Genomic DNA, 24,342 nt, shown 5'->3' with positions numbered 1-24,342 from the left:
CGGTAAACAGAGTGCAAACGAAAGATAATTCCAGCGCCATTCAGCGCAAATGGGGCTAAAAAATGCATTTACGGGCACGCACTTAACACTGCTTATTGAAACTGATTGCTATTTGCATTTAAAATCTGCGCTTCACTCAATGAACATGACTGTTATGACGACGCTGACTACGCCTTTCCCAAAACGCACTCCCGTTTCTGTGCTGTTATCCGTGGTACTTCACGGCACAGTAATTGCTGGCATTCTCTATGCATCGTTTCATCAGGTCATTGAGGTTCCTAAAGCATCACAGCCGATTAGCGTAAGCATGGTGGCACCGGAAGTGCAGCCAGAACCTACGCCAACGGTCCAGACGCCTCCACCCCCGCCGGAACCGGAACCCACGCCGGAGCCGGTTCCTGAAGTGGCCCCGGAACCGCCCAAAGCCGAGCCGGTACCGATTCCCATTCCAAAACCTGAGCCGAAGCCAAAACCTAAGCCGAAGGTGGAGAAAAAGCACGAACCGAAGCGTGAGGTAAAACCGCGTGAGGAAGCGAAGCCGCAGGCCCCGGTGAAAACCGACGCGCCGACCACGCAGACGCGACCAACAACGGCACCGAGAACCAATCCGACTTCGACGCCATCGGTTTCAGACGGCCCGAAAGCGATGAGCGTCAGTAAGCCCGCCTATCCGGCGCGTGCTTTTGCGCTGCGCGTGGAAGGTCGGGTGCGGGTACAGTTTGATGTTGATAGCGAGGGTCGCGTCGATAATATTCAGATTCTCTCGGCTGAACCGCGCAACATGTTCGAACGCGAAGTGAAGCAGGCGATGAAGAAATGGCGTTATCAGCCCGGACGTCCCGGCACTAATCTGACGATGAATATTGTGTTCCGTATCAACGGCGGCGCGAATATCGAATAAGGTGGGAAAGCGGTCGGATGACCGCTTTTTTTATCGCCGTTAATCGCTGAGGTTGGCTTTACCCGGCGGCAGCGGACGTGACTTACCGGAGTTGTCGATGGCGACATAAATAAATACCGCCTCGGTGGCACAGTAGGTCTGGCCAATCGGTTCTGAAGAAACTTTTTTGATCCACACTTCGATATTGATGGTCATTGAGCTGTTGCCGGTGCGGATGCAGCGGCAATAGCAGCTCACCACATCACCCACCGCAACCGGTTTGAGAAAACTCATACCGTCAACGCGCACGGTTGCTACGCGACCTTCGGCAATCTCTTTCGCCAGAATCGCACCACCCATGTCCATCTGTGACATCAGCCAGCCGCCAAAGATATCACCATTGGCGTTGGTATCGGCTGGCATTGCCAGCGTGCGCAGCACCATTTCGCCTTGCGGCAATTTATGTTTTTCGTCCATTGCTTCAGTTCTTATGCAGGTGATGGCGGCAACCGCCAAAAAACCCGGCAATTGCCGGGCATCAGTTATTATTTTTCTTCTTGTTGCGGCATGTGTCGCCAGATATACACGCCACTTAACAGGGTAAACAGCAGGGTAAGGCCGGTCAGACCAAACACTTTAAAGTTAACCCAAAATTCCTGTGATAACCAAAATGCAACATAAATATTTGTCAGACCACAGGCAAGGAAGAAAATCGCCCAGGCAACATTAAGACGACGCCAGACGCCATCCGGTAACTGCAACTCTTTCCCCAGCATGCTCTGAATCAGTGGCTGTTTCATAAACCATTGGCTGTAGAGCAATGCCAGCGCAAACAGGGAATAGATCACCGTCACTTTCCACTTGATGAACTCATCGTTATGGAATACCAGTGTCAGAGTGCCGAACACTGCAACCAGCACAAAAGTGATGATGGTCATCTTTTCCAGCTTACGGTACAGCACCCAGCTGGCGATCAGCGCAACGCCGGTGGCAACGATCAGGGCACCGGAGGCGACAAAAATGTCGTAGAGCTTATAGAAAATGAAGAATACAACCAGTGGAAGAAAATCGAGTAACTGCTTCATAGGATATCCAGTCAGGGGCGTCAATTAAGGCGCTCAATGAGCGCCATAATCCTTAACGTAACAGCATATAGAGCCGGTACAAATAGATAATCAGAATGGCGGAAACCAGGTTCCCCAGTGCGTTCAGCACCACAGAAGCCACATTGGCTGGCAGCACCGTCAGCGAAGAAAAAAAGAACATCAGCGCGATTTTAGCCAGCAACCAGACAATAATCGCCGGCGCGATCACTTTGACGTTTTTCCAGGCCATACGCATGCTGGCACGCATGGCGCGCATCACACCCACCTTTTCACTGACCAGCATGACCGGCGCCAGCGAGAACAGGATCGCTAAAAGAACGCCAGGCACCATCAGGACCATAAAGCCAATCTGAACCAGCAAGGTGATCAAAAAGGTTTGCAGCAGCAATTTCGGCAGCAATGGTGCGGAAGCACCAATAGCACGCAGCGCGCTGACACGTTGACCCGCCGATACCATCGGGATCAGACACAGCATGCCGCCCAACAGCAGGGTGTTGCCCACCAGCGCCGCGAAGGTGCCCGCAGCGGAAGCGCGCAGCAAAATGCGTTGCTGATCCGGCGACATATTCTGTACCAGCTCAAACAGCGAGGATGCGCTGTCATCACTCTGGCTCAACAGTGATAACTGGTCGGCACCAGGTGTCAGGGCATGGCCGATAATCACGGTAATAAACGAGGTCAGCAACGCCATCAGCACGACGGTAATCAGCTGATGGCGCAGAAAATTTCCTGTGTCACGGTATAACGAGCTTGCCGTGATAGACATGTACACTCCTTGAAGGAACCGGGTTAATTAACCCGGCGATTGTACATGTTCTGCGGGCATGCTGGCACCCGCATTAGGATAACTTTCTGTCATGTCGGGTAAAGTTTGGTGAAAAAGGGCGGGCAAACCATAGCGTGCTCTGGCCCGATCGCAGGCTTCGTTCAGCACGCCATGTTCGCCTGACATCGTAAACTCGCGGCAGGGCGACGGGCGCTGCTGATAAATCCCACAGGAGACACAACCGCCAATGTCGCCCTGCAACGCCACACAGCGCGGTGTACGCGCGTTAGTGCCGCGCATATTGCGCATCAGCAGGCTTAAAGGTTCGGTTAATTCCACCGGTACCACGCCGCCGCCATCATCAGCTTCGGCCCAATAGAAAGAAACACGGAAATGGGCGCAGCAGGCGCCACAGGTCATACAAGGGTTGAATGAATCGCTCATTTGATCGCCCGCTTCTCCTAAGCATCGAACCAAAATCAACGGCAGAGTTCAGCAAAGTAGTCACGGCGCGAAATTTTCGCAAGCAGATTTTTATTTCCTGCTGTAACGCCAAAATTGATCTGAATCAATTCATTGTTTTATAAGTGATTTATCTGAAATGATTCAGATGCAATTTACCGGAAAACGCGATAGATCTCTTGCCACAAACTTCGTCACTACATCAATAACAAATGGGCAAAGGAGTGAATATGAAACTGGCAAAATGCGCGCTGCTGGTAGCACTGGCAATTCCACAACTGGCACTGGCTCACGAAGCAGGTGATTTCTTTATGCGTGTGGGTACCGCAACGGTACGACCAACTGAAAGTTCGCAAAATGTGTTGGGTTTGGGCGGATTTAACGTCAGCAATGACACCCAGATGGGCCTGACCTTTACTTACATGGCAACCGATAACATTGGTATTGAATTGCTGGCGGCGACACCTTTCAGACACAAAGTTGGCCTGAATGCGACCGGTAATATCGCTACTGTTCACCAGCTACCGCCAACGCTGATGGCGCAATATTATTTCCTGGACAGCAGCAGTAAATTTCGGCCTTATGTGGGTGCGGGTATTAACTACACGATGTTCTTTGATAAAAGCTTCAACCAAACCGGGCAAGATGCTGGCCTGAGCGATCTCAAGATGAAAAATTCATGGGGTGTGGCGGGACAGGTTGGCGTTGATTATCAAATCAACCGGGACTGGATGCTGAACGCATCAGTCTGGTACATGGATATTGATACCAATGTGAAATTTAAAGCGGCGGGTGAGCAACAGAATATCCATACCAATATTAATCCCTTTGTTTTCTTCTTTGGTGCAGGTTACCGTTTCTGACCGGGACAACAAAAAATTCGGGCGACCTATTGGCCGCCCGATTGCTTATTTGATTTGCATATTATTAACCACGGATTTCACTCCCGCGACGCCACGTGTAACGGCCACCGCACGGTTCGCCATCTGTGGTGAACTGACAAAACCACTTAACTGCACCCGACCTTTGAAGGTTTCCACATTGATCTCAGTCGATTTCAGCGAGTCGTCCTTCAGCAGTTCCGTTTTCACTTTCGTCGTGATCACGGTGTCATCGATATAACCACCGGTCCCTTCCTGTGTTGATGTAGGTGCACACGCGCTGAGGGTCAGCGCCATCACCGCAGCCATCAGCATTCCCGCAACGATTTTGAACAGTTTCATTGGTTATCTCCCTGTCATACATGATGTTTCACCGCGATGTGACGGTGCGCTTCAAGTGTGGTGTGGCAGAGGGAAATGGTCAAATCGTGACGAGCGAAAAAACGCGAAATGATCATCATGGCGGGAAAGGGCAGTCGAATCATCAATTACCTGAATGTGATTTGTACGATAAACGCACTTTAGTTATGATTGGCTTCACAGCCAGAAACAAAGGATTTGAGCAATGGACGCATCAAAGATTGCTGAGGGTATATGGGATAGTGTAAAGGGATTGCCAAAGAGTTTTTACTACGGCGTAAAGCGTACTTACATCAGTACTGGTACATTGGGCTATAGTCGAAAGTTGCGTAATGAACAGGAAAACGAACGATTCTACAAGGTGATCAAGGCGTTGATCAGTAATGAAGAACCTATAAGACGCCTGATCACACTATCGTAATCACTGAGTTTTACAACAAACTTGATGAACAGGGTAGGCAAGCCGTACATAACCAGATTGGATATGGTGCGGGCAAGTTGGCCGGTCGTGTTGGTGCTTCGATCTTAACTTCCCAGGTAATCTCTACTTCAATCATCTTACATGCTAAGGGATCATACGCTTGGAAATCCCTCTATGGTGCTGGAGCAAGTTTTACCTTAACCTCCGGGCTATGGCAGGGGCTAATTGAAGAAGCAGCTTTAGCCAGTCGTCGGATGCAGAACCACTATTCAACTACATTTTGGAAAGTACAGCCACAAGGGCTGGACATGATTTACTTTGTCGTTGAGGACCAGTTAAAGCCCTATCTTGAATTTATAAACAGTCATCCAGAAGCATGTAAAAGGATTAATGATGCGATTTGTAAATTGGCTGGCTAAGGCTATCGGTTGGTTTCTTTCTCATGCGTTACAGGGAACAATTACGGTAGTTATGAGCTTTATAGCTCTCGCTTCATTAACTGTTTTCGATAGTGTTGTGATGAAGCTAATAGGTTTTTTTGGTTCATTCGCCGTTGTCTATCTTGCAACCTATTTTCTTGGTAAAACACGCGGCGAACATAAACGATAAATTATCTATGGGGAACCCATTTAGAATGGTAATTCCCCTTGTAAGTCGCAGAACTCATCAGCCGTACTTTCAACCCTAAGCCATGAACTCACCTCAAAAAGTGTTTAGAACTAAAACGGGTGTGCTTACAAAATCAACACAGCGAAAAAACGCGAAATGATCATCATGGCGGGGAGGGGAAACCACCTTATCCGCAGCAGGGCGGATAAGGCGGGAAGGGATTAACGCGTGGCGGCCTTCAGATTGCTGACAAAAGTTTTCAGCTCACTCAGCATAACGTCAGGTTGGTTCAGGTTACGTTCGATGATCTTCACAATCGCCGATCCCGAAATCGCACCGGCTGCACCGGCGGCTACGGCTTCTTTCACCTGACCGGGTTCTGAGATACCAAACCCCTGCAATGGCGGCGCAGCATGGTATTCATGCAGCTTGTCGATCAGATGTTGCAGCGGCACGTGAGCGCGATTTTCTGAACCGGTTACCCCGGCGCGGGACAGAAAATAGGTATAGCCACGGCCATGTGAAGCGATCTCGCGCAGCAGGTCATCATCGGCATTCGGCGGGCAGATAAAGATCGGTGCGACGTTGTGACGCATCGCCGCCTGACGGAACGGGGCAGACTCTTCCACCGGCACATCTGCCACCAGCACAGAATCCACTCCTACGGCTTCACATTGCGCGTAAAAATTATCGATTCCTTTACTGAACACCAGGTTTGCGTACATCAGCAGACCAATCGGCAGATCAGGGTATTTCTGGCGCACGCTGGCGAGAATTTCGAAGCATTGCGCAGTGGTGGTACCGGCAGCAAAAGCACGCAGCGTGGCATTCTGGATGGTTGGGCCATCCGCCAGCGGATCGGAGAAGGGAATGCCTAACTCCAGCGCATCGGCACCACCGGCAACCAATGCATCAATAATTTTCAGCGACATTTCCGGAGAGGGATCGCCGAGGGTGACGAAAGGAACGAAGGCACCTTCTTTGTTCGCCGACAGACGTTTAAATAGCTGATTGTAACGTTCCATCAGATCTCTCCCTTCGCTTTCAGAATATCGTGAACGGTGAAAATATCTTTATCACCGCGGCCGGACAGGTTAACCACCAGCAGCTGTTCTTTTTCCGGATTCTCGCGGATCATCTTCAGCGCATGGGCCAGCGCATGGGAGGACTCCAGAGCCGGAATAATACCTTCTGAACGGGACAGCTGTTTAAAGGCATCCAGTGCTTCGTCATCGGTAATCGACACATATTCGGCACGTCCGATGCTGTTGAGATGGGCGTGCTGTGGGCCGACGGACGGGAAGTCGAGACCGGCAGAGATAGAGTAGGACTCTTCAATCTGTCCTTCTTCGGTCTGCATCATCGGCGCTTTCATGCCGAAGTAGATCCCCACGCGACCATGTTTCAGCGGTGCGCCGTGTTCGCCGGTTTCGATACCGTGGCCTGCCGGTTCCACGCCGATCAGGCCGACGCTGGTTTCATCGATAAAATCAGCAAACATACCAATGGCGTTCGAACCGCCACCGACACAGGCCAGCACTGCATCCGGCAGACGTCCTTCTTTTTCAAGAATCTGCGCTTTGGTCTCTTCGCCGATCATGCGCTGGAATTCGCGCACGATGGTCGGGAACGGGTGCGGACCGGCAGCGGTGCCCAGCATATAGTGAGCGGTTTCATAGCTGCCAGACCAGTCGCGCAGGGCTTCGTTACAGGCATCTTTCAGCGTAGCCGAGCCGCTGTGTACCGGAATGACTTCAGCACCCATCAGACGCATACGGAACACATTAGGTGACTGACGTTCGACGTCCTTCGCACCCATATAAATGCGGCACTTCATTCCCAGCAACGCACACGCCAGCGCTGAGGCAACACCATGCTGACCCGCTCCGGTTTCCGCAATGATTTCGTTCTTACCCATGCGTTTCGCCAGCAACGCCTGGCCCAGAACCTGGTTAGTTTTATGCGCGCCACCGTGCAGCAGATCTTCACGTTTCAAATACAGGCGGGTTTTGCTGCCTTTGGTCAGGTTGCGGCACAACGTCAGTGCGGTGGGGCGACCTGCATAGTTTTTCAGCAGGTCAGTAAATTCTGCCTGAAATTCCGGATCGCGCTGGGCCTCAACAAAAGCGGCCTCCAGCTGACGCAATGCCGGCATCAGGATTTGCGGCACATACTGCCCGCCAAATTCGCCAAAATAGGGATTCAGTAACGTCATCTTCTCATCTTCCTTATCCAGCCCGCTCCGGCGGGCAAGAGAAATTAATAGGCGCGTAACGTGCGGAAAACGGCGGCAATCTTGCTGGCATCTTTAATGCCGGGGGCCGATTCCACACCAGAGTTGAAGTCAAGTCCGGCACAACCGAGCTGGGCGGCTTCGACGCAGTTGTCGGCGCTCAATCCACCCGCCAGCAGCACGTTGTCCAGCTTCTGCCCCTGTAACAGTGACCAGTCGAAACGCTGGCCGGTGCCGCCCTGGCCATTATCAAACACATAACGGTCGACGTGTGGCCAGTCGCGAGCGGGCAACGTGTCTTTGATGCTGAGCGCTTTCCAGATCTGCACGTTGTCCGGCAGCGCCTGGCGCAATTCGGCAACGAATGCCGGGTCTTCATCACCGTGCAACTGAACCGCAAACAATTTCAGCGTCGTGGCCTGCGTGACAATGTCACTGATGCTGTTATTACGGAACACGCCGACGTATTTCAATGGCGCAGCGGCCATCACTGCCTGAGCCTGCTCGCTACTGACCTGGCGCGGTGAACCGCTGGCGAAAATCACACCGCCATAGATGGCTCCGGCTTCATGCGCGACACGGGCATCTTCCGCGCGAGTCAGGCCACACACTTTGTTCGCCCCCATCAGCACGCGACGTACCGCAGAATTGAGGTCGTCTTCTTCCATCAGGGCGGAGCCAATCAGGAAACCATTAGCAAAATGACTCAGCTCGCGTACCTGGGCATAATTATGAATGCCGGACTCGCTAATCACCGTCACGCCATGGCCCAGTCGAGGTGCCAGCTGGCGCGTGCGATTCAGGTCAATCGACAGATCGCGCAGATCGCGGTTATTGATACCGACCACCTTCGCTTCCAGCGCAATGGCGCGCTCCAGCTCCTCTTCATTGCTGACCTCAGTCAGAATGCCCATTTTCAGGCTGTGGGCCACGGCAGCCAGCTGGCGATATTGGTCATCATCCAGCACCGAAAGCATCAACAGGATGGCATCGGCCTGATAATGACGTGCCAGGTAAATCTGGTAGGGGTCGATGATAAAATCTTTGCACAGCACTGGCTGGGTAATCGCCGCACTGACGATGGGCAGAAATTCGAAGTTGCCCTGGAAATATTTCTCATCAGTCAGCACTGATACCGCGGAAGCATAATGACGATAGATACCGGCGATGGCGGCGGGATCAAAGTCTTCGCGAATCAAACCCTTCGACGGAGAGGCTTTTTTGCATTCCAGAATAAAAGCAGTACGCGTACCGCGCAGCGCATCGTAAAAATGGCGTTCGGCCGGTTGCAGGCTGTTCTGGAAGGTTGTCAGTGGCTGCTGCGCTTTACGCGCTTCCACCCATACCGCTTTATCCAGTACAATTTTTTCTAACACGGTTCCCTTAATGCTCATCTCATCCTCTCGCTGCCAGGGCGACAACACGTTCGTATGCCTGGCCGCTGCGAATCGCGGTAAGGGCACGCTGCGCATTGTCACGCAAATCTTCATTACCAAATACTTTCAGCAGCATCGCCACGTTGACTGCAACCGCTTCCTCGTGGGCCTGCTGGCCTTTACCCTGGAGTAAACGCGTGAGAATGTCACGGTTTTCTTCCGGGGTGCCGCCAGCCAGGGCTTCTTTGTCGTGATAACGGAAACCGAAGTCTTCCGGGGTCAGCTGATAGCCGGTGATTTCACCGTCGCGCAGTTCAGCCACCTGAGTCGGGCTGTGCAGCGCCACTTCATCCATACCACCACCATGCACCACGGCGGCACGTTGGTAGCCGAGTACTTTCAGCGTCTGGGCAATGGGCAGCACCAGCTCCGCGCTATAGACGCCGATTACCGCCAGCGGTGGACGCGCTGGATTGATCAACGGGCCAAGTACGTTAAACAACGTGCGGGTTTTCAACTGCTGGCGCACCGGCATCGCATGGCGGAAACCGCTGTGATACTGCGGGGCAAACAGGAAACACACATTCAGATCATCCAGCGCACGCCGCGCCTGTTCTGCGGGCATATCCAGATTGATGCCGAACGCTGCCAGCAGGTCGGATGAACCGGATTTGCTCGATACGCTGCGGTTACCATGTTTTGCCACTTTCAGCCCACAGGTGGCCGCGACAAAAGCACTGGCAGTGGAAATATTGATACTGTTGCTGCCATCGCCACCGGTACCGACGATATCGGCAAAGGTGTAATCCGGACGCGGGAAGGGTTTGGCATCTTCCAGCAGTGCGGAGGCCGCGCCAGCGATCTCTTCCGGGCGTTCACCGCGCACTTTCATGGCGATTAACGCTGCTGCCAGCTGAGTCGGTTCTAACTGACCGGTAATAATGGCGCTAAACAGCTGATGGCTCTCGGCCTGGGTCAGTGTCTGGGCCTGATAAAGTTTTTCCAGAATTGCTTGCATCATTATCTCCCTATTACTTCGCCAGCGCCCAGGCCAGCGTTTGTTCTAACAAACGTGCGCCCTGGGTGGTCAGAATAGATTCAGGATGGAACTGGAAACCGCACACGCGGTCGGCATCGTGGCGCACGGCCATCACCATGCCGTTGTAGCTGGCATTTACCGTCAGTTCAGCGGGGGTATTGCTGCCAACCAGCGAGTGATAACGCGCCACCGGCAGTGGATTGCTCAGGCCGGCAAACATGCCGATCCCATCATGGGTAATCGACGAGGCTTTCCCGTGCAGAATCTCACCCGCCTGGCCGACATGACCGCCGTAGGCTTCAACAATCGCCTGATGTCCGAGGCAGATGCCGATAATCGGCAGACGGCCACGTAACGTCTGCAACAGTTCAGGCATACAACCGGCATCTTTCGGTGCGCCAGGGCCTGGAGACAGCATCAGCACCGGGTTTTCCATCTGCTGCAAACGCTCAATCAGCAGTTCGGCGGGCAGATTGTTACGGTAGATCACCACGTTGTGGCCGAAGGTCCGCAGCTGATCAACGAGGTTGTAAGTAAAGGAGTCGATATTATCGAGCAGCAGGATATCGGCCATCAGAAGATCTCCTTGCAGTGATGGGCGGTGGCAATAGCGCGCAGCACGGCGCGGGCTTTATTACGGCTTTCGTCGGCTTCCGCCTGGGGTTGCGAATCCAGCACCACACCGGCTCCGGCCTGCACGGTGGCAACACCATCCTCTACCCAGGCCGAACGGATAACGATACAGGTGTCGAGATCGCCATGCGCGGTGAAGTAACCCACTGCGCCGCCGTAGCTGCCGCGGCGTGTGCCTTCGGCGTTGGCAATCAGTTGCATGGCGCGAACTTTGGGTGCGCCGCTCAGGGTGCCCATATTCATCACGGCGCGATAAGCGTGCAGCACGTCAAGATCATGACGCAGCGTACCGACGACGCGTGAGACCAGGTGCATCACAAAGGTGTAGCGATCCACGCTGGTCAGGTCCGCCACATAACGGCTGCCGGGTACGCAGATGCGCGCCAAATCGTTACGTGCCAGGTCCACCAACATCAGATGCTCGGCGAGTTCTTTATGGTCTGTACGCATCTCCAGTTCGATACGGCTATCCAGATCGCGATCCAGCGAACCATCGGCATGACGACCGCGAGGACGGGTACCGGCGATCGGATAGATTTCAATCTGGCGGCTGGTGGCGTCGTATTTCAGCGAGCTTTCCGGCGAGGCACCGAACAGCGCGAAATCCTGGTCCTGCATAAAGAACATATAAGGGCTGGGATTGCTGTTCTTCAGCGTGTCATAAGCCGCCAGCGGTGACGGGCACGGCAGTGAGAAACGGCGTGATGGCACGACCTGGAAAATCTCGCCAATGCGAATCGCTTCCTGCATCTGGCTGACAACGTTGCAGTAAACCTCATCACTTTGGTTGGTGCTTAACACCATATGTTCCACCGTCTGCACCGGCAGAGCAGGGGCGGCCTGCGTCATCTGCCCGCGTAATTGCTCGATACGGCTTTGCAAGCGCTGGAACTCGCTGGTGGACGGACAGAACAGGCTGGCTTGCAGGCGTGCGCTGCGTTCCTGATGGTCAATCACCAGCAGGGTCTCCGCCAGATAGAAACAGTAATCCGGGCAACGCTGGTCATTCTGCAACGCCGGAAGCTCTTCAAATCCCGCCACCAGGTCGTAGGCAAACAACCCCCCCAGGAACATGGCTTCACGTTCCTCCACCGGGCTTTGCACCAGTTGGGGGATCAGGCGCAGCGCATCAAATACCGACAACGCTTTCAGACGGGAATCTTCATCCTGTAAATCCTGTGGCTGTGGGAAGTGCAGTTCACGGCCATCCGGGCGCACCTCAATGCGCACCGTCTGTGGCAAAGCTTCATCCAGCAGTGCCAGCAGCGCCCGACCATTTTCCGACAGCGCCTGAATGGTGACCACGTTGCCCAGCGCGCTGATGCGCAGGGCGCTATCAACGATTAACAGACTTTTCAGGTTACGTTTACTGTCGATATCGGCGGATTCGAGCAGCAAGGTTGCCGGACGTGCGCCGCATAACTGATGAAACACTGCGGCCGGATCTTCGCGGTAGGGCGCGGTGCCGGTAATCAACTTCAATGTAGGTTTCGCATTTGGCATGATGATTTCTCTGAATTTAGCTCAAAAAAAAGCCCGCTCGGTGGCGGGCTTAGGTATCTGCACAGCGTTTACGCAAGTTGTGCACGACGACGTCGCCCGTGTTCGGGAACATCGCGCCACCAACCATTTGAATGCGTATGAACAACAGCCATGATTAAATACCCGTTACGTGTGAACTTGTGTACTAGTTAACTGGTTCGGCTGAAAAAAGTCAATACCCTTTTTCAGTTCAGGGCAAAATCGTTATCATGCCTGCCGGTTTATGCAGTTGCTGGAGTTATCTTGACGGACATCCCCCGTTTTCCCCTTTACGATTTACACAGCCACACGCTGGCGTCTGATGGCCTGCTCACCCCTGCGGCGCTGGTGCAGCGCGCGGCAGAGATGCGTGTTGGTGTGCTCGCTATTACCGATCACGACACCGTTGCCGGAGTGGCGGAAGCACAATTGACGGCGCTGGAACAGGCGCTGCCGCTGAAGGTGGTGGCCGGGCTGGAAGCGTCCACCCTGTGGGAGAATCATGAAATCCATATTGTTGGACTGCATGTGGATTGCCAGCATCCTCAGCTGACGCAATTTCTGGCGCAACAACATCAATGCCGCATTGATCGGGCACACCTGATTGCGGAGCGCCTGGAGCGCGCACGTATTCCTGATGCACTGGCGGGCGCGCAACGTCTGGCGCAGGGGGGAGTGATTACCCGTGGTCATTTTGCCCGCTATTTAGTTGAAATCGGTAAAGCGGACAACCTGGCCCAGGTGTTTAAGAACTACCTGGCGCGTGGGAAAACCGGCTATGTGCCTCCGCAATGGTGTACAATTAAACAAGCCATTGATGCAATTCATGATTCCGGTGGCTATGCCGTGCTGGCCCACCCTGGGCGTTATGGTCTTTCCGGCAAATGGCTGAAACGACTGATTGCCCATTTTGCTGCAGTGGGTGGCGACGCCATGGAAGTGGCGCAATGCCAGCAGGCACCGAACGAACGTAGTCAGCTGGCAACCTATGCACGCGATCATCAGCTGGCGGCGTCGCAGGGATCTGATTTTCACCAACCCTGTCCGTGGATCGAGTTGGGGCGTAAGTTGTGGTTACCCGGCGGTGTCGAACCGATCTGGGAACGTTTTCCCGCACTTGCGCCTGATCTGGTTCCAGCAGACAGGTGATATGAGGTTTTTATGAGTCAACTGTTCCATATTCACCCGGATAATCCGCAGCCGCGTCTGGTCAACCAGGCGGTTGACTATCTCAACAAAGGCGGCGTTATTGTCTATCCAACCGATTCCGGTTATGCGCTGGGTTGTCGTCTCGAAGAGAAAAATGCCATGGAGCGCATCTGCCGTATCCGGCAGCTGGATGGGCACCACAATTTCACCCTGATGTGTCGTGATCTGTCAGAACTCTCGACGTATTCGCAGGTGGATAACTCGGCGTTTCGTATCATCAAAAATAATACGCCCGGTAATTACACCTTTATCTTGAAAGCGACCAAAGAAGTGCCACGTCGCTTGATGAACGATAAACGTAAAACCATTGGTTTGCGTGTGCCGTCAAACCCTGTGGCGCTGGCGCTGCTGGAGGCACTCAATGAGCCGATGATGTCTACCTCGCTGATGCTGCCGGGTAATGATTTCACCGAATCTGACCCGGAAGAGATCCAGCACAGCATCGGCAAGCTGGTGGATCTGATCATTGATGGCGGTACGCTGGGACAGCAGCCGACCACGGTGGTCGATCTCACCAGCGATGCTCCAGTGATCGTGCGCGAAGGCGTCGGCGATATTCGCCCCTTCCAGTAACTATGCGTGGCCGGGCGTCGTCTCAGGCGTCTGGCCAATATTGGTTTCCAGCCAGGTTCTGAATTCGCCATACGGAATATAGAGCGAGACATCTTTTAATACGGTTTTACCACTACGAATATTATCGATTTCATGGCTATATCCGACAATAACGCCTGCCATGGTTTGGTCGGCATTATATACCGCGCCACCTGACATTCCCTGTACCACGCCAGCATTTGTCGCCATCGCTACGCAGGGTTTTTTATTCCAGTGATTATTGATTGCGGTACGCGCTAAATTCACGCCACTTGATTCAACGGGCATAGCAGAAATAAAACTGTAACCGTACATCTTAACCGGTTCGCCGATTGCACTTTTGCGGAATTTAACCAACGTCTTAGGATCGTTCTTGTGATAAATAATGGCAACATCACAATAGGGATGATAAGCCTTTACACGCTGCACGGCGGTCGTTGCGACGTGAGCCGCCGTCAGACTGTATTCCGGCGTTAAGGGGATGGTTGTGCCGAGGACACCTAAACCCAGTACAGTCGGGATGCCGGTCACGCTCATATCAACGTGTTGCAGCGCCGCACGACTATACTCAGTATGGCCCACGGAACAACCGCTCAGTGCCAGCGACGCGAGCGCAGGCCAAAGCAGAGAAGTTCTCATGATAGTGATCTTTATTCAGGCATGCCGGTAAAATCCCTGGTGAAGATTTTTGGCATGCAAGTTTAATTCGTACCTGAATGAATTAACGCAACAACTCCCGCGCGCGCCGGTTTATATTATCAATGAAATTACAGGATGGTCGTTAATAAATTGTAAGTAAGTTGATATTAAATGGTAAGGCTGATGTTTTTATTATCACGACACACCAAATTTCAGGTTCAAATTTTACACAGTTTTTTATTCAGAACAATTCATCAATTTTAATTCATGGAAAATAATTCAGAAAATAGAGTCTTAATCCAACGTGCAATATTAATAATCTGATAATTTTTTATTTAATGGCCTGATAAGTCTTAATTAACTCACTTTATTAGTGGTTTCTGCTGTTTTGTCGTGGCATTTCAGTCTATGTATTGGCGATTATCTATAAGTCTGGATGCCTCTGCTATCGAATCAGTCTTGAAAGCGGCTAATGTATCAGGTTGTTTAAGTACCACTAAGTTGTTGTGAATATCCCCGTTTTTAAAAGAGCAAAAATTCAGGGGCTTGAGGGGTAACAGCCAGGGGGCGGTGAGGTTGACCCATCAGTTATACGAATGAATGTGTTTTGCTGGAAAAACCGGAGAAAGGGGGGATGGGCATTATTATCGGCAGCAAAGGAAAAGGTGTTAACGCTGCTATGCTTAGTGTAAAATCGCGGGCCGCCTGCCGACCGGACTGCTGATGTCACGCAGGCGATACAAATTCCGATACGGGAACTGGTAATCCCTGTATCTGCACCTTCTTACCACGACGCCTGGGAAGGCGGTGCTTATGGCTTGATTATCAAGAGTTTATCTTGTGATTCCAATGTAACTCCTTGATTTTACAACATTGGGTACAACAAGATGACCAACAAGCGACTGTACAACAGCCCTAAGTTCACAACCAAGCGTGGCAACATCTTTTACGTCAACTTCCGGCTCCCTTCTGGAGCGTTCTTTCGTCAATCACTCGGCACTGACTCACTGAAAATCGCTGAAGTTACTATGTCACGGCTGATGCCTTTCATTCCGTTGGTTCAGAACGGAACGATGAGCGAAGAGGCGTTGAAACTGGAGATCATGGGCGTTCGCAAGGCTACTAAGCAAGACGTGGATAAATTTCTCTCTCATTGGCTTAAACTCGGCTCCATTGAGGCGGAAACGATTCCAGAACTTGGTAAATGGCACCAAAAATTAACGTCTGGCGAGTTGATCGATCCGCAACTCTCCGAGGAAGTGGCGAAACGATACGCCGAGGAAAATCTCCAGCAGCTATACACGGGCGAAGATCAATTCTCAAAATTGCTGAGGTTTGGCCTTGAGCAAAAGAATCTGGACGCCACAGGCGTGTCAGACGAAGTTGATAAGGCGGCCAGCGCAATCACAATGAGCAGGGTTATGCTCTATCAGGCTTATGAAGCATTTTACGGTGGTGACTTCCTCAAGTATCGCCAACTCACAGATGCATTAAAAAATCAGTCTGCCGAAATGGAAAGCCGGATGCTGCCAGAAGCATTGGATGTTTTAGCTGACGGCAATCCAGATCACATTGCTTCTGAGCAGTCTCAGCTCTGCCTGAACGAAGCTATTGAGATGTATACAACGGAAAAAGGTGGGAAATGGACTTCAACCATTGCGAATGAAAATGAGCGGATCTTCGAAGTCCTCAGAGCCGTGTTGGGTAATGTTCCAGTCACCAGTATTACCAAGCAGGATATGCGGAATGTCTGGAAAGCAGTTCAGGCTCTCCCTATCCGCATAAGATCGCCATATCGTGGCATGACCATTGAGCAACTGCTCGAATACGACGTTCCTGACAATGACCTAATAAGCAGTGCATCAGCAGGGAAACATTGGAAAATCTATCGTTCATTCTTCAAGGTCTACTTAGTCGAGGCGAAGGACTTGCTGAAAATGAGTCCAACTGATGGCATCAAGGTTGAAGTCAAAGAGCGGCGCTATGGTAATTATCAAAACTACGAAATGAAAAAGCTCGTCGAACATGCCCTAACTCTTGCACCTGATAGCGAAATGCGGTGGGGCATACTCTGTTTATCTTATACAGGGGCGCGGCGAGGCGAGATCTTAAGTCTGAAAGTCGATCAGATTCGACAAGATCACGAAACCGGACGCCGTTATTTCATGATCGCTTCGGAAGGGGGTAAATCGGAAGCAGCAATGCGACAAGTTCCGATATCTGATCAGCTTATCGAGTGGGGCTTCCTGGAATTCATCAAAGGTAAGAAAAATCACATCTTCACTAAGCTGTCAGTAAAGGCAGATCTTTTTACACCGATGTTCAAAGTGATAAGGGATCAGTTAGGTATTGCCGAGTACGATGACTATGGGAACAGAAGGGTAGTTCACTCAATCCGCCACTCTTGGATTTCTGCTGCCATCAGCAAAGCAAGCAGCCCTGTTTTGGTTCAACAAATCGTAGGACATGAGCACAGCCAATTACTGGGAATCACAGCGCGATACACTCACCGCCTCGCAATCAAAGACTTAATTCCGGTGATTGACTCAGTTTACTGGACATAAAAGCAAGGCGGTATTTGATATCACGATCAGATTTTCTGCTGATTCACTCGTGTTGATAGCTGTTGATGATTCTCTTTGCGTTCACTGTAGCGATCAGCAAGGTAATCAACATGGGGTCTGAGGAGCAGTGTTATTTTGAATAACTCTTCGACCACATCCACGATGCGATCATAGTATGAAGAGGGCTTCATTCGGCCTTCTTCATCAAATTCTTGCCATGCCTTGGCAACAGATGATTGATTGGGAATAGTGAACATACGCATCCAGCGCCCCAAAACACGCATTTGATTCACTGCATTGAAAGACTGTGAACCTCCACACACTTGCATGACAGCCAGTGTCTTTCCTTGAGAAGGGCGAATCGCACCCTCAGTAAGCGGAATCCAATCGATCTGTGCCTTAAGGATGCTACTCATTGCGCCGTGCCTTTCTGGCGAACTCCAAACCATCCCATCACACCATCTAACCATGCTACGCAGTTCCTGAACCTTCGGGTGTGTCTCTGGCGCATCATCCGGTAGTGGTAAACCTGACGGGTTAAAAATCTTTACCTCAGCGCCCATTGCGGTAAGTAAACGAGCGGCTTCCTCAGCAGAGAATCGGCTGAACGACCGTTGACGTACAGAGCCATAGAGGATCAGGAATTTAGGTGGTTGCTCGTCACCGCTCAACTTGTTGGCTACAGATTGATCAAAGTGTTCAGCATCAAGTGCGGGGAGTAATGACATCAGTTGTTCCTCAATGATTAAAATCTGCCTTTACTTTTAACACATATGAATTATCGTATGTATTAAATTCTTTCTGGAACCACCGAAGATGCACCCAGTACAACTTTTCAAACTACTTGCTGATGAAACGCGCACAACAATCATCTTGCTCTTACGTGAGGCTGGAGAACTGTGTGTGTGCGATCTCTGTGCTGTTACAAACCAGTCCCAACCTAAGATCTCCCGCCATATAGCCTTGCTTAGGGATGCTGGCTTAGTGTTGGATCGCCGTGAAGGCAAATGGATTCACTACCGCCTATCGCCTCACATGCCAGCATGGGCAGCGACAATTATAGATACAGCCTGGGGTAGCCAACGCGATGAAGTACGCGAATCTCTCCAAAAAGCCAACGCTAATGAGTGCGACTGATAACAAAAACACATTCACGTAAACGTATGTATTTTTCAGGGCAGGAGATTTGAATGTTACTCGCAGGCGCTATTTTTGTTCTCACTATCGTTTTTGTCATCTGGCAACCTCGGGGGCTTAGCATCGGTTGGACTACTTCGATAGGTGCGGTTCTGGCTTTGGCTACTGGGGTAATCCAGTTGAATGACATCCCGGCTGTCTGGCATATCGTCTGGAATGCAACTGCTGCATTTATTGCAGTAATAATCATCAGCCTGTTGTTGGATGAGTCAGGATTTTTCGAATGGTGCGCTTTGCATGTTGCCAGATGGGGGAACGGGCGAGGGCGGTTATTATTTACTTACATCGTCTTGTTAGGTGCTGCGGTTGCTGCTTTATTTGCTAATGATGGCGCGGCGCTCATTCTGACACCAATTGTTATCGCCATGCTGCTGGCTTTAGGTTTCAGTAAAGGAACGACACTGGCTTTCGTCATGGCAGCAGGTTTTATCGCTGACACTGCAAGTTTGCCGCTGATAGTCTCCAATCTGGTGAACATTGTTTCTGCGGATTTTTTCCAACTGGGATTTACTGATTATGCATCAGTGATGGTGCCTGTCGATCTTGCTGCAATTATTGCCACGCTGGTGGTACTGCACCTTTTCTTCCGTAAAGACATTCCAGCCGAATACGACCTCTCACTGCTGAAATCACCCACTGATGCCATTAAAGATCCTGCAACATTCAAAATGGGTTGGTTGGTTCTGATCTTACTCTTGGTTGGTTTCTTCCTTCTTGAACCATTGGGAATCCCTGTAAGTGCGATTGCTGCTGCTGGGGCGCTGATTCTATTTGCCGTGGCTAAACGCGGTCATGCCATCAATACAGGAAAAGTCTTGCGTGGCGCGCCCTGGCAGATCGTCATTTTCTCACTGGGGATGTATTTGGTTGTCTACGGATTAAAAAATGCAGGTCTAACTCAGTATCTCACTTCATTGTTAAACACCTTCGCAAGCGGGGGATTGTGGAGCGCCACCTTTGGCACTGGCTTAGTCACGGCGATGCTTTCATCAGTGATGAACAACATGCCAACAGTTTTGATTGGTGCACTTTCAATCGACGCAAGTATGGCGGAAGGTGTCATCAAAGAAGCCATGATTTACGCCAACGTAATTGGCTGCGATTTGGGGCCAAAAATTACACCGATTGGAAGTCTGGCGACGCTACTTTGGCTGCACGTACTCGACCAGAAAAACATCAAAATTAGCTGGGGTTATTACTTCCGGGTTGGTGTTGTTATGACACTTCCAGTGTTGTTTGTGACCCTGAGTGCGCTGGCTTTGTGCCTGGCGCTGACCCAATAATGTGAGAATGAACATGACAGATATTACCATCTACCATAATCCGGCCTGTGGAACATCACGCAACACGCTGGCGCTAATTCGTAACAGCGGCGTTGAGCCAACAATTATCCTCTACCTGGAGACTCCACCTGATCGCGATAAGCTCGAACAGTTGATTACTGCGATGCAGATTAGCCCACGCGAGTTGCTTCGCAAGAACGTTGAACCATTCGAGCAGTTGGGATTGGCAGAAGACCATTTTAGCGATAGTGAGCTAATTCAGGCCATGCTTGCACATCCAATCCTGATCAACCGCCCAATCGTTGTTACGCCCCTTGGGACAAAGTTGTGTAGGCCATCAGAGGTTGTTTTGGATATTCTGCCAAACCCGCAGCAAGGTGAATTCAGTAAAGAAGATGGTGAAAAACTGATTGATAAGGATGGTCATCGCCTGATTTAACTAATCTGCTCAAGTTCCAATTTTAACCGTGCCGATGAAAGCATCTGATTCAAAGGCACTTTTTTTGTTTTTATGTCTGCTCATCTTTTATGCTATTGATACGCTCTAAGCCTGATCATAAAATAACCTTAAGAATAATCCGATTTGGATTTGGGCGTTAGCGCGAGTACATGCATGGAATACATAGCGTTTGGTGATGAAAGTGGCACGACAGGGAGCGACCGTTGTTATGGTATTGGATTACTTTGCATACGTAAGGACACTCTCGATATCTTCAACGAGCGAGTTTTACGATTGAAGCAGAAGTACGGCATCGTAGGCGAACTCAAATGGTCAAAAATCAAAAACAGCGCGGGTCAGGCAAACATCTGCATCGAGTTGTTGAAGATGGTGTTAAGAAACTCTTGTTGCTTCCATTCAATCATTGTCGTCAAGAATATGTATCGCAACTGGCAGACCGACAAAGAAGCTGCATTCTATCAGACGTATACAATGCTGGTTAAAAACACAGCACGTCAGTTAAAGAACCCTCTTGAAGTAATCATCGATCAGAAAATTGATAAGTATAAGAAAAATGATGAAGTTACAGGCATCATTGCGAATAACATGCTTGCAAGGGATGGTGTAAAAAAATTGGTTCAATCAGTAACGATGCAGGATTCAAAACATCATCTTGGATTGCAAGTCGTGGATATTCTCACTGGAGCTGTGAACTCTGGCTATTTGAAGTTCCTCAACCCGGAATTAGAGTTGTCTGTAGCTAAAGAGATCGCATTTCAGCGCATGGCTGCATTACTGGGTTGGGATGTCTTTCATTACGATACCTATCCAAACAAAGACTTTAACATCTGGCATTTTCCACTGGAGGTGAGAAGGGTACCTGATACCATGGCAATAAGGGCGGACTACAGTGTGCCTCTTGTGCGACGAGAAGAGTTGTCATGAGTGATTTGAAGATTGCTCACCGTTCTGAATGGGATAGATCAAATTGCACCATCTTTCTATAGGAAAAGAACGGGGCGGTAATGATAACTGGCAATCGCCGTGGTCACTGTTCCGTGGCTTGAACAAAGAATTCACCTTTACTTTAGATGCGGCGGCAAGCGCTGATAACGCGTTATGCCCCAGGTTCTGGACTGAGGAAGAAGACGCGTTAAAGCAAGATTGGGGTGCTGAATCCTCGATATGGTGCAATCCGCCCTACAGCCAGATCCCATCATTCATTGGACATGCTCACAAAGCGGTAGTGACCTGCTTTCTGATCCCGGTGAGAACACAGGCTAAGTGGTGGCTAAAACTCATTCTGATGAACCCGAATGCTCACGAAATCCGTTTTCTGTCTCGTAATGTGCGGTTCAAGGCTGCACCAGGCACTAAGCAGAAGAGGTTAAATAACCGTGCTCCAATGGCCTGTTGTGTGGTTATCTTCCGCAACGTTCCACGCAAAGGAGAGATAAGGCAGATTGTCAATTGTGCTGACACTGCATTGTTGTTGCACGTCATCAACCGGGGGAGCGTTCCGGGCAGGCCGACAATCTATGATGCGGAAGTGCTGGATCAGGTTATCGACCTCTATGAACGTAAACGGGCAACGCCAAAAGAGATTGCCGAACGGCTGAAAGTACCATTACGAACAGTCCAGAGGATTGCACAAAGGTTGTCTTAATTGCGCCTTAACCCCCCATGATTATGGCGCGTTATGCACATCAAACACACCGAATTTCCTCCATACACTTCGTATTTCCGCCACTCATACCGCGTTAATCTGCATTGCTTTACCCTTCGCCCCTCCGGGGCGGAAATAACAACCCGGGGTGCTTCTAATGTAGAAGGCTGCAAATGTCGTTGGCTCCCAGGCAGCACGGTTAGACGGACTGCCCCGCCCTTGAGAAAAACCATCAAAAATCGAGAAATATCAGTTAGTTACACATCAAGTTCCTTCCGGGTTTCGAGACGCCATGAAGTTGATTGCGGCAGCGGTGAACAACGTCCACGCCAGACGCATAGCGGCACGGCGTCACATCAGCATGTGATCAACGCTGAGACCATCAACAGAGCACCGACACAGCGCCCAGGCAGTGCGGCACACACAGCAGGAAAAATTACTCAACCGCCCAGAAAATTGGGCAATTTCGGCGTCTATTTAACATAATAGCTGTATTGCGCACCAACCCATGAACACTCGCACCACATACGCAGCAAGAGACTTATTTATCGGGGTTTTCTGGGGTAAATCATGTAAAAACGGCTGCATAAACCGTGCATAAAACCGGGTCGGAATTGCATAGCCTTTTTTGACGACCAACGCCTCGTTTTTGGCAATCAGCACATTGGCTGACGCCAGGCAACAGGAAGCACATTTCCAACACTTTACCTTCCGGCAGCGGCTGCATGAAGTCATCGACTCAGTGCTCTATGGTTCGCGGTTCGGCGCTTCCATCAACGTAGAGTGCAGCCAATAACGGTGAACACTCCAGACACCATCATCATAGGCCGTCAGGCTTAATCTAAGCCACCGTAACGAGGCGTTCACCAACAATCCAAGGCAATGCACCCGGCGAAATCAACATGCGTCTGTGTGGCTGGCAGGCCGTCAGGTGAAGGGATTTTCAGCCAGAAAAAATTTTTTCGTGATTAGCGTATTTCAACCTGGGTGACGGGAATCGCTCCCGGTCTAACACCGCCCACAACTATCATTGATTTAATGTTTTCATTGCATGGCGATAGTTTTAACGCTTCCTTTGCTGGCGCGGGTTCCAGGCCTGTTTATGATTATTTCTGGCGGGTTTGGTTGTTGATGTTCACTATAGGCACCGAGCCGGGCGCATAGTCTGACACATGCCGGGATAGCTGGAAAGGGCGTTTTTCTCTGCCTGTCCAGCCCATTTAACCGCTATTTGATCGGAATTAAATGCTATTTACCACCGCTGAAAAATCCAGTTAATCGCAGCGCCTACCACAGAGCGGATCGCCGCCGCCCTAGCATTAATCGTTCGTATTACGAACCTTATAGAGCCCTCAATCGTTCGCATTACGAACTTTATAGGGGTGGTTAATAGTTCGCATTACGAACATGAATTAGATCAATTACAACCGCGAATTAGATCAAGTTAAAACCTGAATTATCTTTAAACCCTATGCGGTCTTCCCTAGCCGTGAAGACCTTACCGCAGGCCAACACCCACACCTTTTGAGATTGCCATTGTGATGGCTATCTTTCTTTCTGACCTTGTTCAGTCGCCATGCTCCGCGCTTCACGATATTCATCGCCCACAGTGTTCGGCTAATCTCTCCCTGACCGGGAGAGGCCAGCCACATTTTGGGCAGCAAGAAGGCTACGCCTTCGCGCAGCTTTGGAAACTGTCACGAGGGTGTAACCCGAGAGTCGAGGCCGGGCGCACACCTGAACGGTAAACTTCCTGAAATCAATTCTAAGCGAAGATAACACCTGACAATGCATTTCCGTGTCTTCTGAATTCAAATCGCTGTGCGTGTCTCCTGCGTGGCTCAAATTCTGTGTTGACAATGTTTATTGTAACCTGTAATTTGACCTGTAACAGTACCCAATCTTTAACCTAAAAAAGTAAAAACTACTTGACATAATGTTACACTTATGGCAAGATATAAGATGACCCGGATTAACACCGATGACATGAGACAGACCAATGCCACCTAACCTATGAGGACTGAATGACAAAAACCGCCAAGATCGATTTTGCAACAACTGACGCCGCCACAATCGTAGATGCAATCATGAACCGCATCACCACTATGAAAAGCCTCAGCGGATTCCGAGACCGTGCAGGCGGTGCAGCGAAAGCCGACAAGCTCTACCCGAACACCCGCGAAGCCTTAAACCTCCTGAAAGACATGAAGCAGCAAAAGCGCAAAGCTGATGCTATCCGCGCCACGCTTGCGCCGTATAACGCACGGCTTGCAGCAGGTGAGACGGTGGAAGATATCCTCTCTCCGATTCTTTCAGCCTGGCGCGAGTACCACGTAAAGAATTCATCCCTGTTGCTGATGCCCAGCCAGATTCTGATGCTGAAAGTGATCGAGTCTGCGACCCAACTGGAAGAATTGACCGGAAAACCTGTTCCGGGGCTGCTGAACAACAATCGTGAGGACTGATA

The 24,342-nt window shown here is 50.7% G+C and carries 23 protein-coding genes, 1 pseudogene and 1 other annotated feature; of the genes and pseudogenes, 12 read left to right on the top strand and 12 right to left on the bottom strand.

Annotated elements, in window-relative coordinates:
• The first annotated feature begins 154 nt into the window (after positions 1 to 154).
• A complete protein-coding gene (gene tonB, locus CUN67_RS10710; protein ID WP_208715289.1) occupies positions 155 to 901 on the top strand; it encodes a TonB system transport protein TonB in 747 nt (248 codons plus the stop codon).
• 39 nt (positions 902 to 940) lie between these two features.
• Here tonB and yciA read toward each other — a convergent pair whose 3' ends face one another.
• From yciA to CUN67_RS10690, 4 genes are all read right to left on the bottom strand, one after another.
• Positions 941 to 1,357, bottom strand: coding sequence for an acyl-CoA thioester hydrolase YciA (yciA, locus tag CUN67_RS10705; RefSeq protein ID WP_208715288.1), 417 nt, complete (start codon positions 1,355 to 1,357; stop codon positions 941 to 943).
• A gap of 68 nt (positions 1,358 to 1,425) precedes the next feature.
• Entirely contained in the window at positions 1,426 to 1,965 is a 540-nt protein-coding gene (locus CUN67_RS10700; RefSeq protein WP_208715287.1) for a septation protein A, read from the bottom strand.
• A 52-nt stretch (positions 1,966 to 2,017) separates the two neighbouring features.
• A complete protein-coding gene (locus CUN67_RS10695; protein ID WP_208715286.1) occupies positions 2,018 to 2,752 on the bottom strand; it encodes a YciC family protein in 735 nt (244 codons plus the stop codon).
• A 27-nt stretch (positions 2,753 to 2,779) separates the two neighbouring features.
• The gene (locus CUN67_RS10690; RefSeq protein ID WP_208715285.1) at positions 2,780 to 3,196 is read right to left on the bottom strand and encodes a YkgJ family cysteine cluster protein; all 417 of its coding nucleotides are present in this window, start codon (positions 3,194 to 3,196) and stop codon (positions 2,780 to 2,782) included.
• A gap of 248 nt (positions 3,197 to 3,444) precedes the next feature.
• Between CUN67_RS10690 and ompW the strand changes: the two genes are divergently transcribed.
• A complete protein-coding gene (gene ompW / locus CUN67_RS10685) occupies positions 3,445 to 4,077 on the top strand; it encodes an outer membrane protein OmpW (RefSeq protein ID WP_208715284.1) in 633 nt (210 codons plus the stop codon).
• Between the two features lie 45 nt (positions 4,078 to 4,122).
• On the opposite strand, the gene CUN67_RS10680 is transcribed toward ompW, so the two are convergent.
• Positions 4,123 to 4,437: a BON domain-containing protein gene (locus tag CUN67_RS10680; RefSeq protein WP_208715283.1), complete on the bottom strand. Its 315-nt coding sequence runs from the start codon at positions 4,435 to 4,437 to the stop codon at positions 4,123 to 4,125.
• Positions 4,438 to 4,953: 516 nt separating this feature from the next.
• Here CUN67_RS10680 and CUN67_RS10675 point away from each other — a divergent pair.
• Positions 4,954 to 5,295: a hypothetical protein gene (locus tag CUN67_RS10675; RefSeq protein WP_208713473.1), complete on the top strand. Its 342-nt coding sequence runs from the start codon at positions 4,954 to 4,956 to the stop codon at positions 5,293 to 5,295.
• Positions 5,296 to 5,706: 411 nt separating this feature from the next.
• Here CUN67_RS10675 and trpA read toward each other — a convergent pair whose 3' ends face one another.
• The 5 genes and pseudogenes from trpA to CUN67_RS10645 all read right to left on the bottom strand — a co-directional run bounded on the left by trpA (position 5,707) and on the right by CUN67_RS10645 (position 12,269).
• Complete coding sequence (trpA, locus tag CUN67_RS10670) at positions 5,707 to 6,510, bottom strand: tryptophan synthase subunit alpha (protein ID WP_208715282.1); 804 nt, start codon at positions 6,508 to 6,510, stop codon at positions 5,707 to 5,709.
• Positions 6,510 to 7,700, bottom strand: coding sequence for a tryptophan synthase subunit beta (gene trpB / locus CUN67_RS10665; RefSeq protein WP_084875136.1), 1,191 nt, complete (start codon positions 7,698 to 7,700; stop codon positions 6,510 to 6,512). Before trpB ends, trpA begins: the two co-directional genes overlap by 1 nt.
• A gap of 44 nt (positions 7,701 to 7,744) precedes the next feature.
• Entirely contained in the window at positions 7,745 to 9,106 is a 1,362-nt protein-coding gene (trpCF, locus tag CUN67_RS10660) for a bifunctional indole-3-glycerol-phosphate synthase TrpC/phosphoribosylanthranilate isomerase TrpF (protein WP_208717166.1), read from the bottom strand.
• Positions 9,107 to 9,113: 7 nt separating this feature from the next.
• Positions 9,114 to 10,707 (bottom strand): annotated as a pseudogene (trpD, locus tag CUN67_RS30380) (bifunctional anthranilate synthase glutamate amidotransferase component TrpG/anthranilate phosphoribosyltransferase TrpD).
• Positions 10,707 to 12,269 carry an anthranilate synthase component 1 gene (locus CUN67_RS10645; protein WP_208715281.1) on the bottom strand — a complete coding sequence of 521 codons (1,563 nt, stop codon included), beginning with the start codon at positions 12,267 to 12,269 and terminating at the stop codon, positions 10,707 to 10,709. Before CUN67_RS10645 ends, trpD begins: the two are co-directional and overlap by 1 nt.
• Positions 12,270 to 12,292: 23 nt before the next feature.
• Positions 12,293 to 12,397: a sequence feature (Trp leader region), on the bottom strand.
• Between the two features lie 154 nt (positions 12,398 to 12,551).
• On the opposite strand from CUN67_RS10645, the gene rnm reads away from it, so the two are divergent.
• Together rnm and CUN67_RS10635 are read left to right on the top strand one after the other, a co-directional pair.
• On the top strand, positions 12,552 to 13,436 hold the full coding sequence (rnm, locus tag CUN67_RS10640) for an RNase RNM (RefSeq protein WP_208715280.1): 885 nt from the start codon (positions 12,552 to 12,554) through the stop codon (positions 13,434 to 13,436).
• Between the two features lie 12 nt (positions 13,437 to 13,448).
• Positions 13,449 to 14,069 (top strand): L-threonylcarbamoyladenylate synthase, encoded by a 621-nt coding sequence (locus CUN67_RS10635; protein ID WP_208715279.1) that lies wholly within the window; start codon positions 13,449 to 13,451, stop codon positions 14,067 to 14,069.
• On the opposite strand, the gene CUN67_RS10630 is transcribed toward CUN67_RS10635, so the two are convergent.
• Positions 14,070 to 14,726: a serine protease gene (locus CUN67_RS10630; protein WP_208715278.1), complete on the bottom strand. Its 657-nt coding sequence runs from the start codon at positions 14,724 to 14,726 to the stop codon at positions 14,070 to 14,072.
• A gap of 887 nt (positions 14,727 to 15,613) precedes the next feature.
• On the opposite strand from CUN67_RS10630, the gene CUN67_RS10625 reads away from it, so the two are divergent.
• Entirely contained in the window at positions 15,614 to 17,290 is a 1,677-nt protein-coding gene (locus CUN67_RS10625) for a tyrosine-type recombinase/integrase (protein WP_208715277.1), read from the top strand.
• Positions 17,291 to 17,316: 26 nt separating this feature from the next.
• On the opposite strand, the gene arsH is transcribed toward CUN67_RS10625, so the two are convergent.
• Positions 17,317 to 18,018, bottom strand: a complete 702-nt coding sequence (gene arsH / locus CUN67_RS10620) for an arsenical resistance protein ArsH (RefSeq protein ID WP_208715276.1) — start codon at positions 18,016 to 18,018, stop codon at positions 17,317 to 17,319.
• A gap of 88 nt (positions 18,019 to 18,106) precedes the next feature.
• Between arsH and CUN67_RS10615 the strand changes: the two genes are divergently transcribed.
• The 6 genes from CUN67_RS10615 to CUN67_RS10590 all read left to right on the top strand — a co-directional run bounded on the left by CUN67_RS10615 (position 18,107) and on the right by CUN67_RS10590 (position 24,340).
• Entirely contained in the window at positions 18,107 to 18,427 is a 321-nt protein-coding gene (locus tag CUN67_RS10615) for a metalloregulator ArsR/SmtB family transcription factor (protein WP_208715275.1), read from the top strand.
• A 53-nt stretch (positions 18,428 to 18,480) separates the two neighbouring features.
• Positions 18,481 to 19,770, top strand: a complete 1,290-nt coding sequence (locus CUN67_RS10610) for an arsenic transporter (protein ID WP_208715274.1) — start codon at positions 18,481 to 18,483, stop codon at positions 19,768 to 19,770.
• A 13-nt stretch (positions 19,771 to 19,783) separates the two neighbouring features.
• Positions 19,784 to 20,209 (top strand): glutaredoxin-dependent arsenate reductase, encoded by a 426-nt coding sequence (arsC, locus tag CUN67_RS10605; protein ID WP_208715273.1) that lies wholly within the window; start codon positions 19,784 to 19,786, stop codon positions 20,207 to 20,209.
• 174 nt (positions 20,210 to 20,383) lie between these two features.
• Entirely contained in the window at positions 20,384 to 21,154 is a 771-nt protein-coding gene (locus tag CUN67_RS10600) for a DUF3800 domain-containing protein (protein WP_208715272.1), read from the top strand.
• Between the two features lie 43 nt (positions 21,155 to 21,197).
• Entirely contained in the window at positions 21,198 to 21,875 is a 678-nt protein-coding gene (locus CUN67_RS10595; protein WP_208715271.1) for a DNA N-6-adenine-methyltransferase, read from the top strand.
• Between the two features lie 2,024 nt (positions 21,876 to 23,899).
• Entirely contained in the window at positions 23,900 to 24,340 is a 441-nt protein-coding gene (locus tag CUN67_RS10590; protein ID WP_208715270.1) for a hypothetical protein, read from the top strand.
• Positions 24,341 to 24,342 lie beyond the last annotated feature (2 nt).

This window comes from Pantoea cypripedii (assembly GCF_011395035.1).
GTDB classification, from domain to species: Bacteria; Pseudomonadota; Gammaproteobacteria; order Enterobacterales; family Enterobacteriaceae; genus Pantoea; species Pantoea cypripedii_A.
Note: the sequence above shows the minus strand (reverse complement) of the source record. Positions and strands in the feature narration are given on the sequence as shown.

Bases quoted from the DNA above. Each gene is read 5' to 3' on its own strand.
- tonB (WP_208715289.1), top strand. From the start codon at position 155: ATGACGACGCTGACTACGCCTTTCCCAAAACGCACTCCCGTTTCTGTG.
- yciA (WP_208715288.1), bottom strand. From the start codon at position 1,357: ATGGACGAAAAACATAAATTGCCGCAAGGCGAAATGGTGCTGCGCACG.
- CUN67_RS10700 (WP_208715287.1), bottom strand. From the start codon at position 1,965: ATGAAGCAGTTACTCGATTTTCTTCCACTGGTTGTATTCTTCATTTTC.
- CUN67_RS10695 (WP_208715286.1), bottom strand. From the start codon at position 2,752: ATGTCTATCACGGCAAGCTCGTTATACCGTGACACAGGAAATTTTCTG.
- CUN67_RS10690 (WP_208715285.1), bottom strand. From the start codon at position 3,196: ATGAGCGATTCATTCAACCCTTGTATGACCTGTGGCGCCTGCTGCGCC.
- ompW (WP_208715284.1), top strand. From the start codon at position 3,445: ATGAAACTGGCAAAATGCGCGCTGCTGGTAGCACTGGCAATTCCACAA.
- CUN67_RS10680 (WP_208715283.1), bottom strand. From the start codon at position 4,437: ATGAAACTGTTCAAAATCGTTGCGGGAATGCTGATGGCTGCGGTGATG.
- trpA (WP_208715282.1), bottom strand. From the start codon at position 6,510: ATGGAACGTTACAATCAGCTATTTAAACGTCTGTCGGCGAACAAAGAA.
- trpB (WP_084875136.1), bottom strand. From the start codon at position 7,700: ATGACGTTACTGAATCCCTATTTTGGCGAATTTGGCGGGCAGTATGTG.
- CUN67_RS10645 (WP_208715281.1), bottom strand. From the start codon at position 12,269: ATGCCAAATGCGAAACCTACATTGAAGTTGATTACCGGCACCGCGCCC.
- CUN67_RS10635 (WP_208715279.1), top strand. From the start codon at position 13,449: ATGAGTCAACTGTTCCATATTCACCCGGATAATCCGCAGCCGCGTCTG.
- CUN67_RS10630 (WP_208715278.1), bottom strand. From the start codon at position 14,726: ATGAGAACTTCTCTGCTTTGGCCTGCGCTCGCGTCGCTGGCACTGAGC.
- CUN67_RS10625 (WP_208715277.1), top strand. From the start codon at position 15,614: ATGACCAACAAGCGACTGTACAACAGCCCTAAGTTCACAACCAAGCGT.
- arsH (WP_208715276.1), bottom strand. From the start codon at position 18,018: ATGTCATTACTCCCCGCACTTGATGCTGAACACTTTGATCAATCTGTA.
- CUN67_RS10615 (WP_208715275.1), top strand. From the start codon at position 18,107: ATGCACCCAGTACAACTTTTCAAACTACTTGCTGATGAAACGCGCACA.
- CUN67_RS10610 (WP_208715274.1), top strand. From the start codon at position 18,481: ATGTTACTCGCAGGCGCTATTTTTGTTCTCACTATCGTTTTTGTCATC.
- arsC (WP_208715273.1), top strand. From the start codon at position 19,784: ATGACAGATATTACCATCTACCATAATCCGGCCTGTGGAACATCACGC.
- CUN67_RS10600 (WP_208715272.1), top strand. From the start codon at position 20,384: ATGGAATACATAGCGTTTGGTGATGAAAGTGGCACGACAGGGAGCGAC.
- CUN67_RS10590 (WP_208715270.1), top strand. From the start codon at position 23,900: ATGACAAAAACCGCCAAGATCGATTTTGCAACAACTGACGCCGCCACA.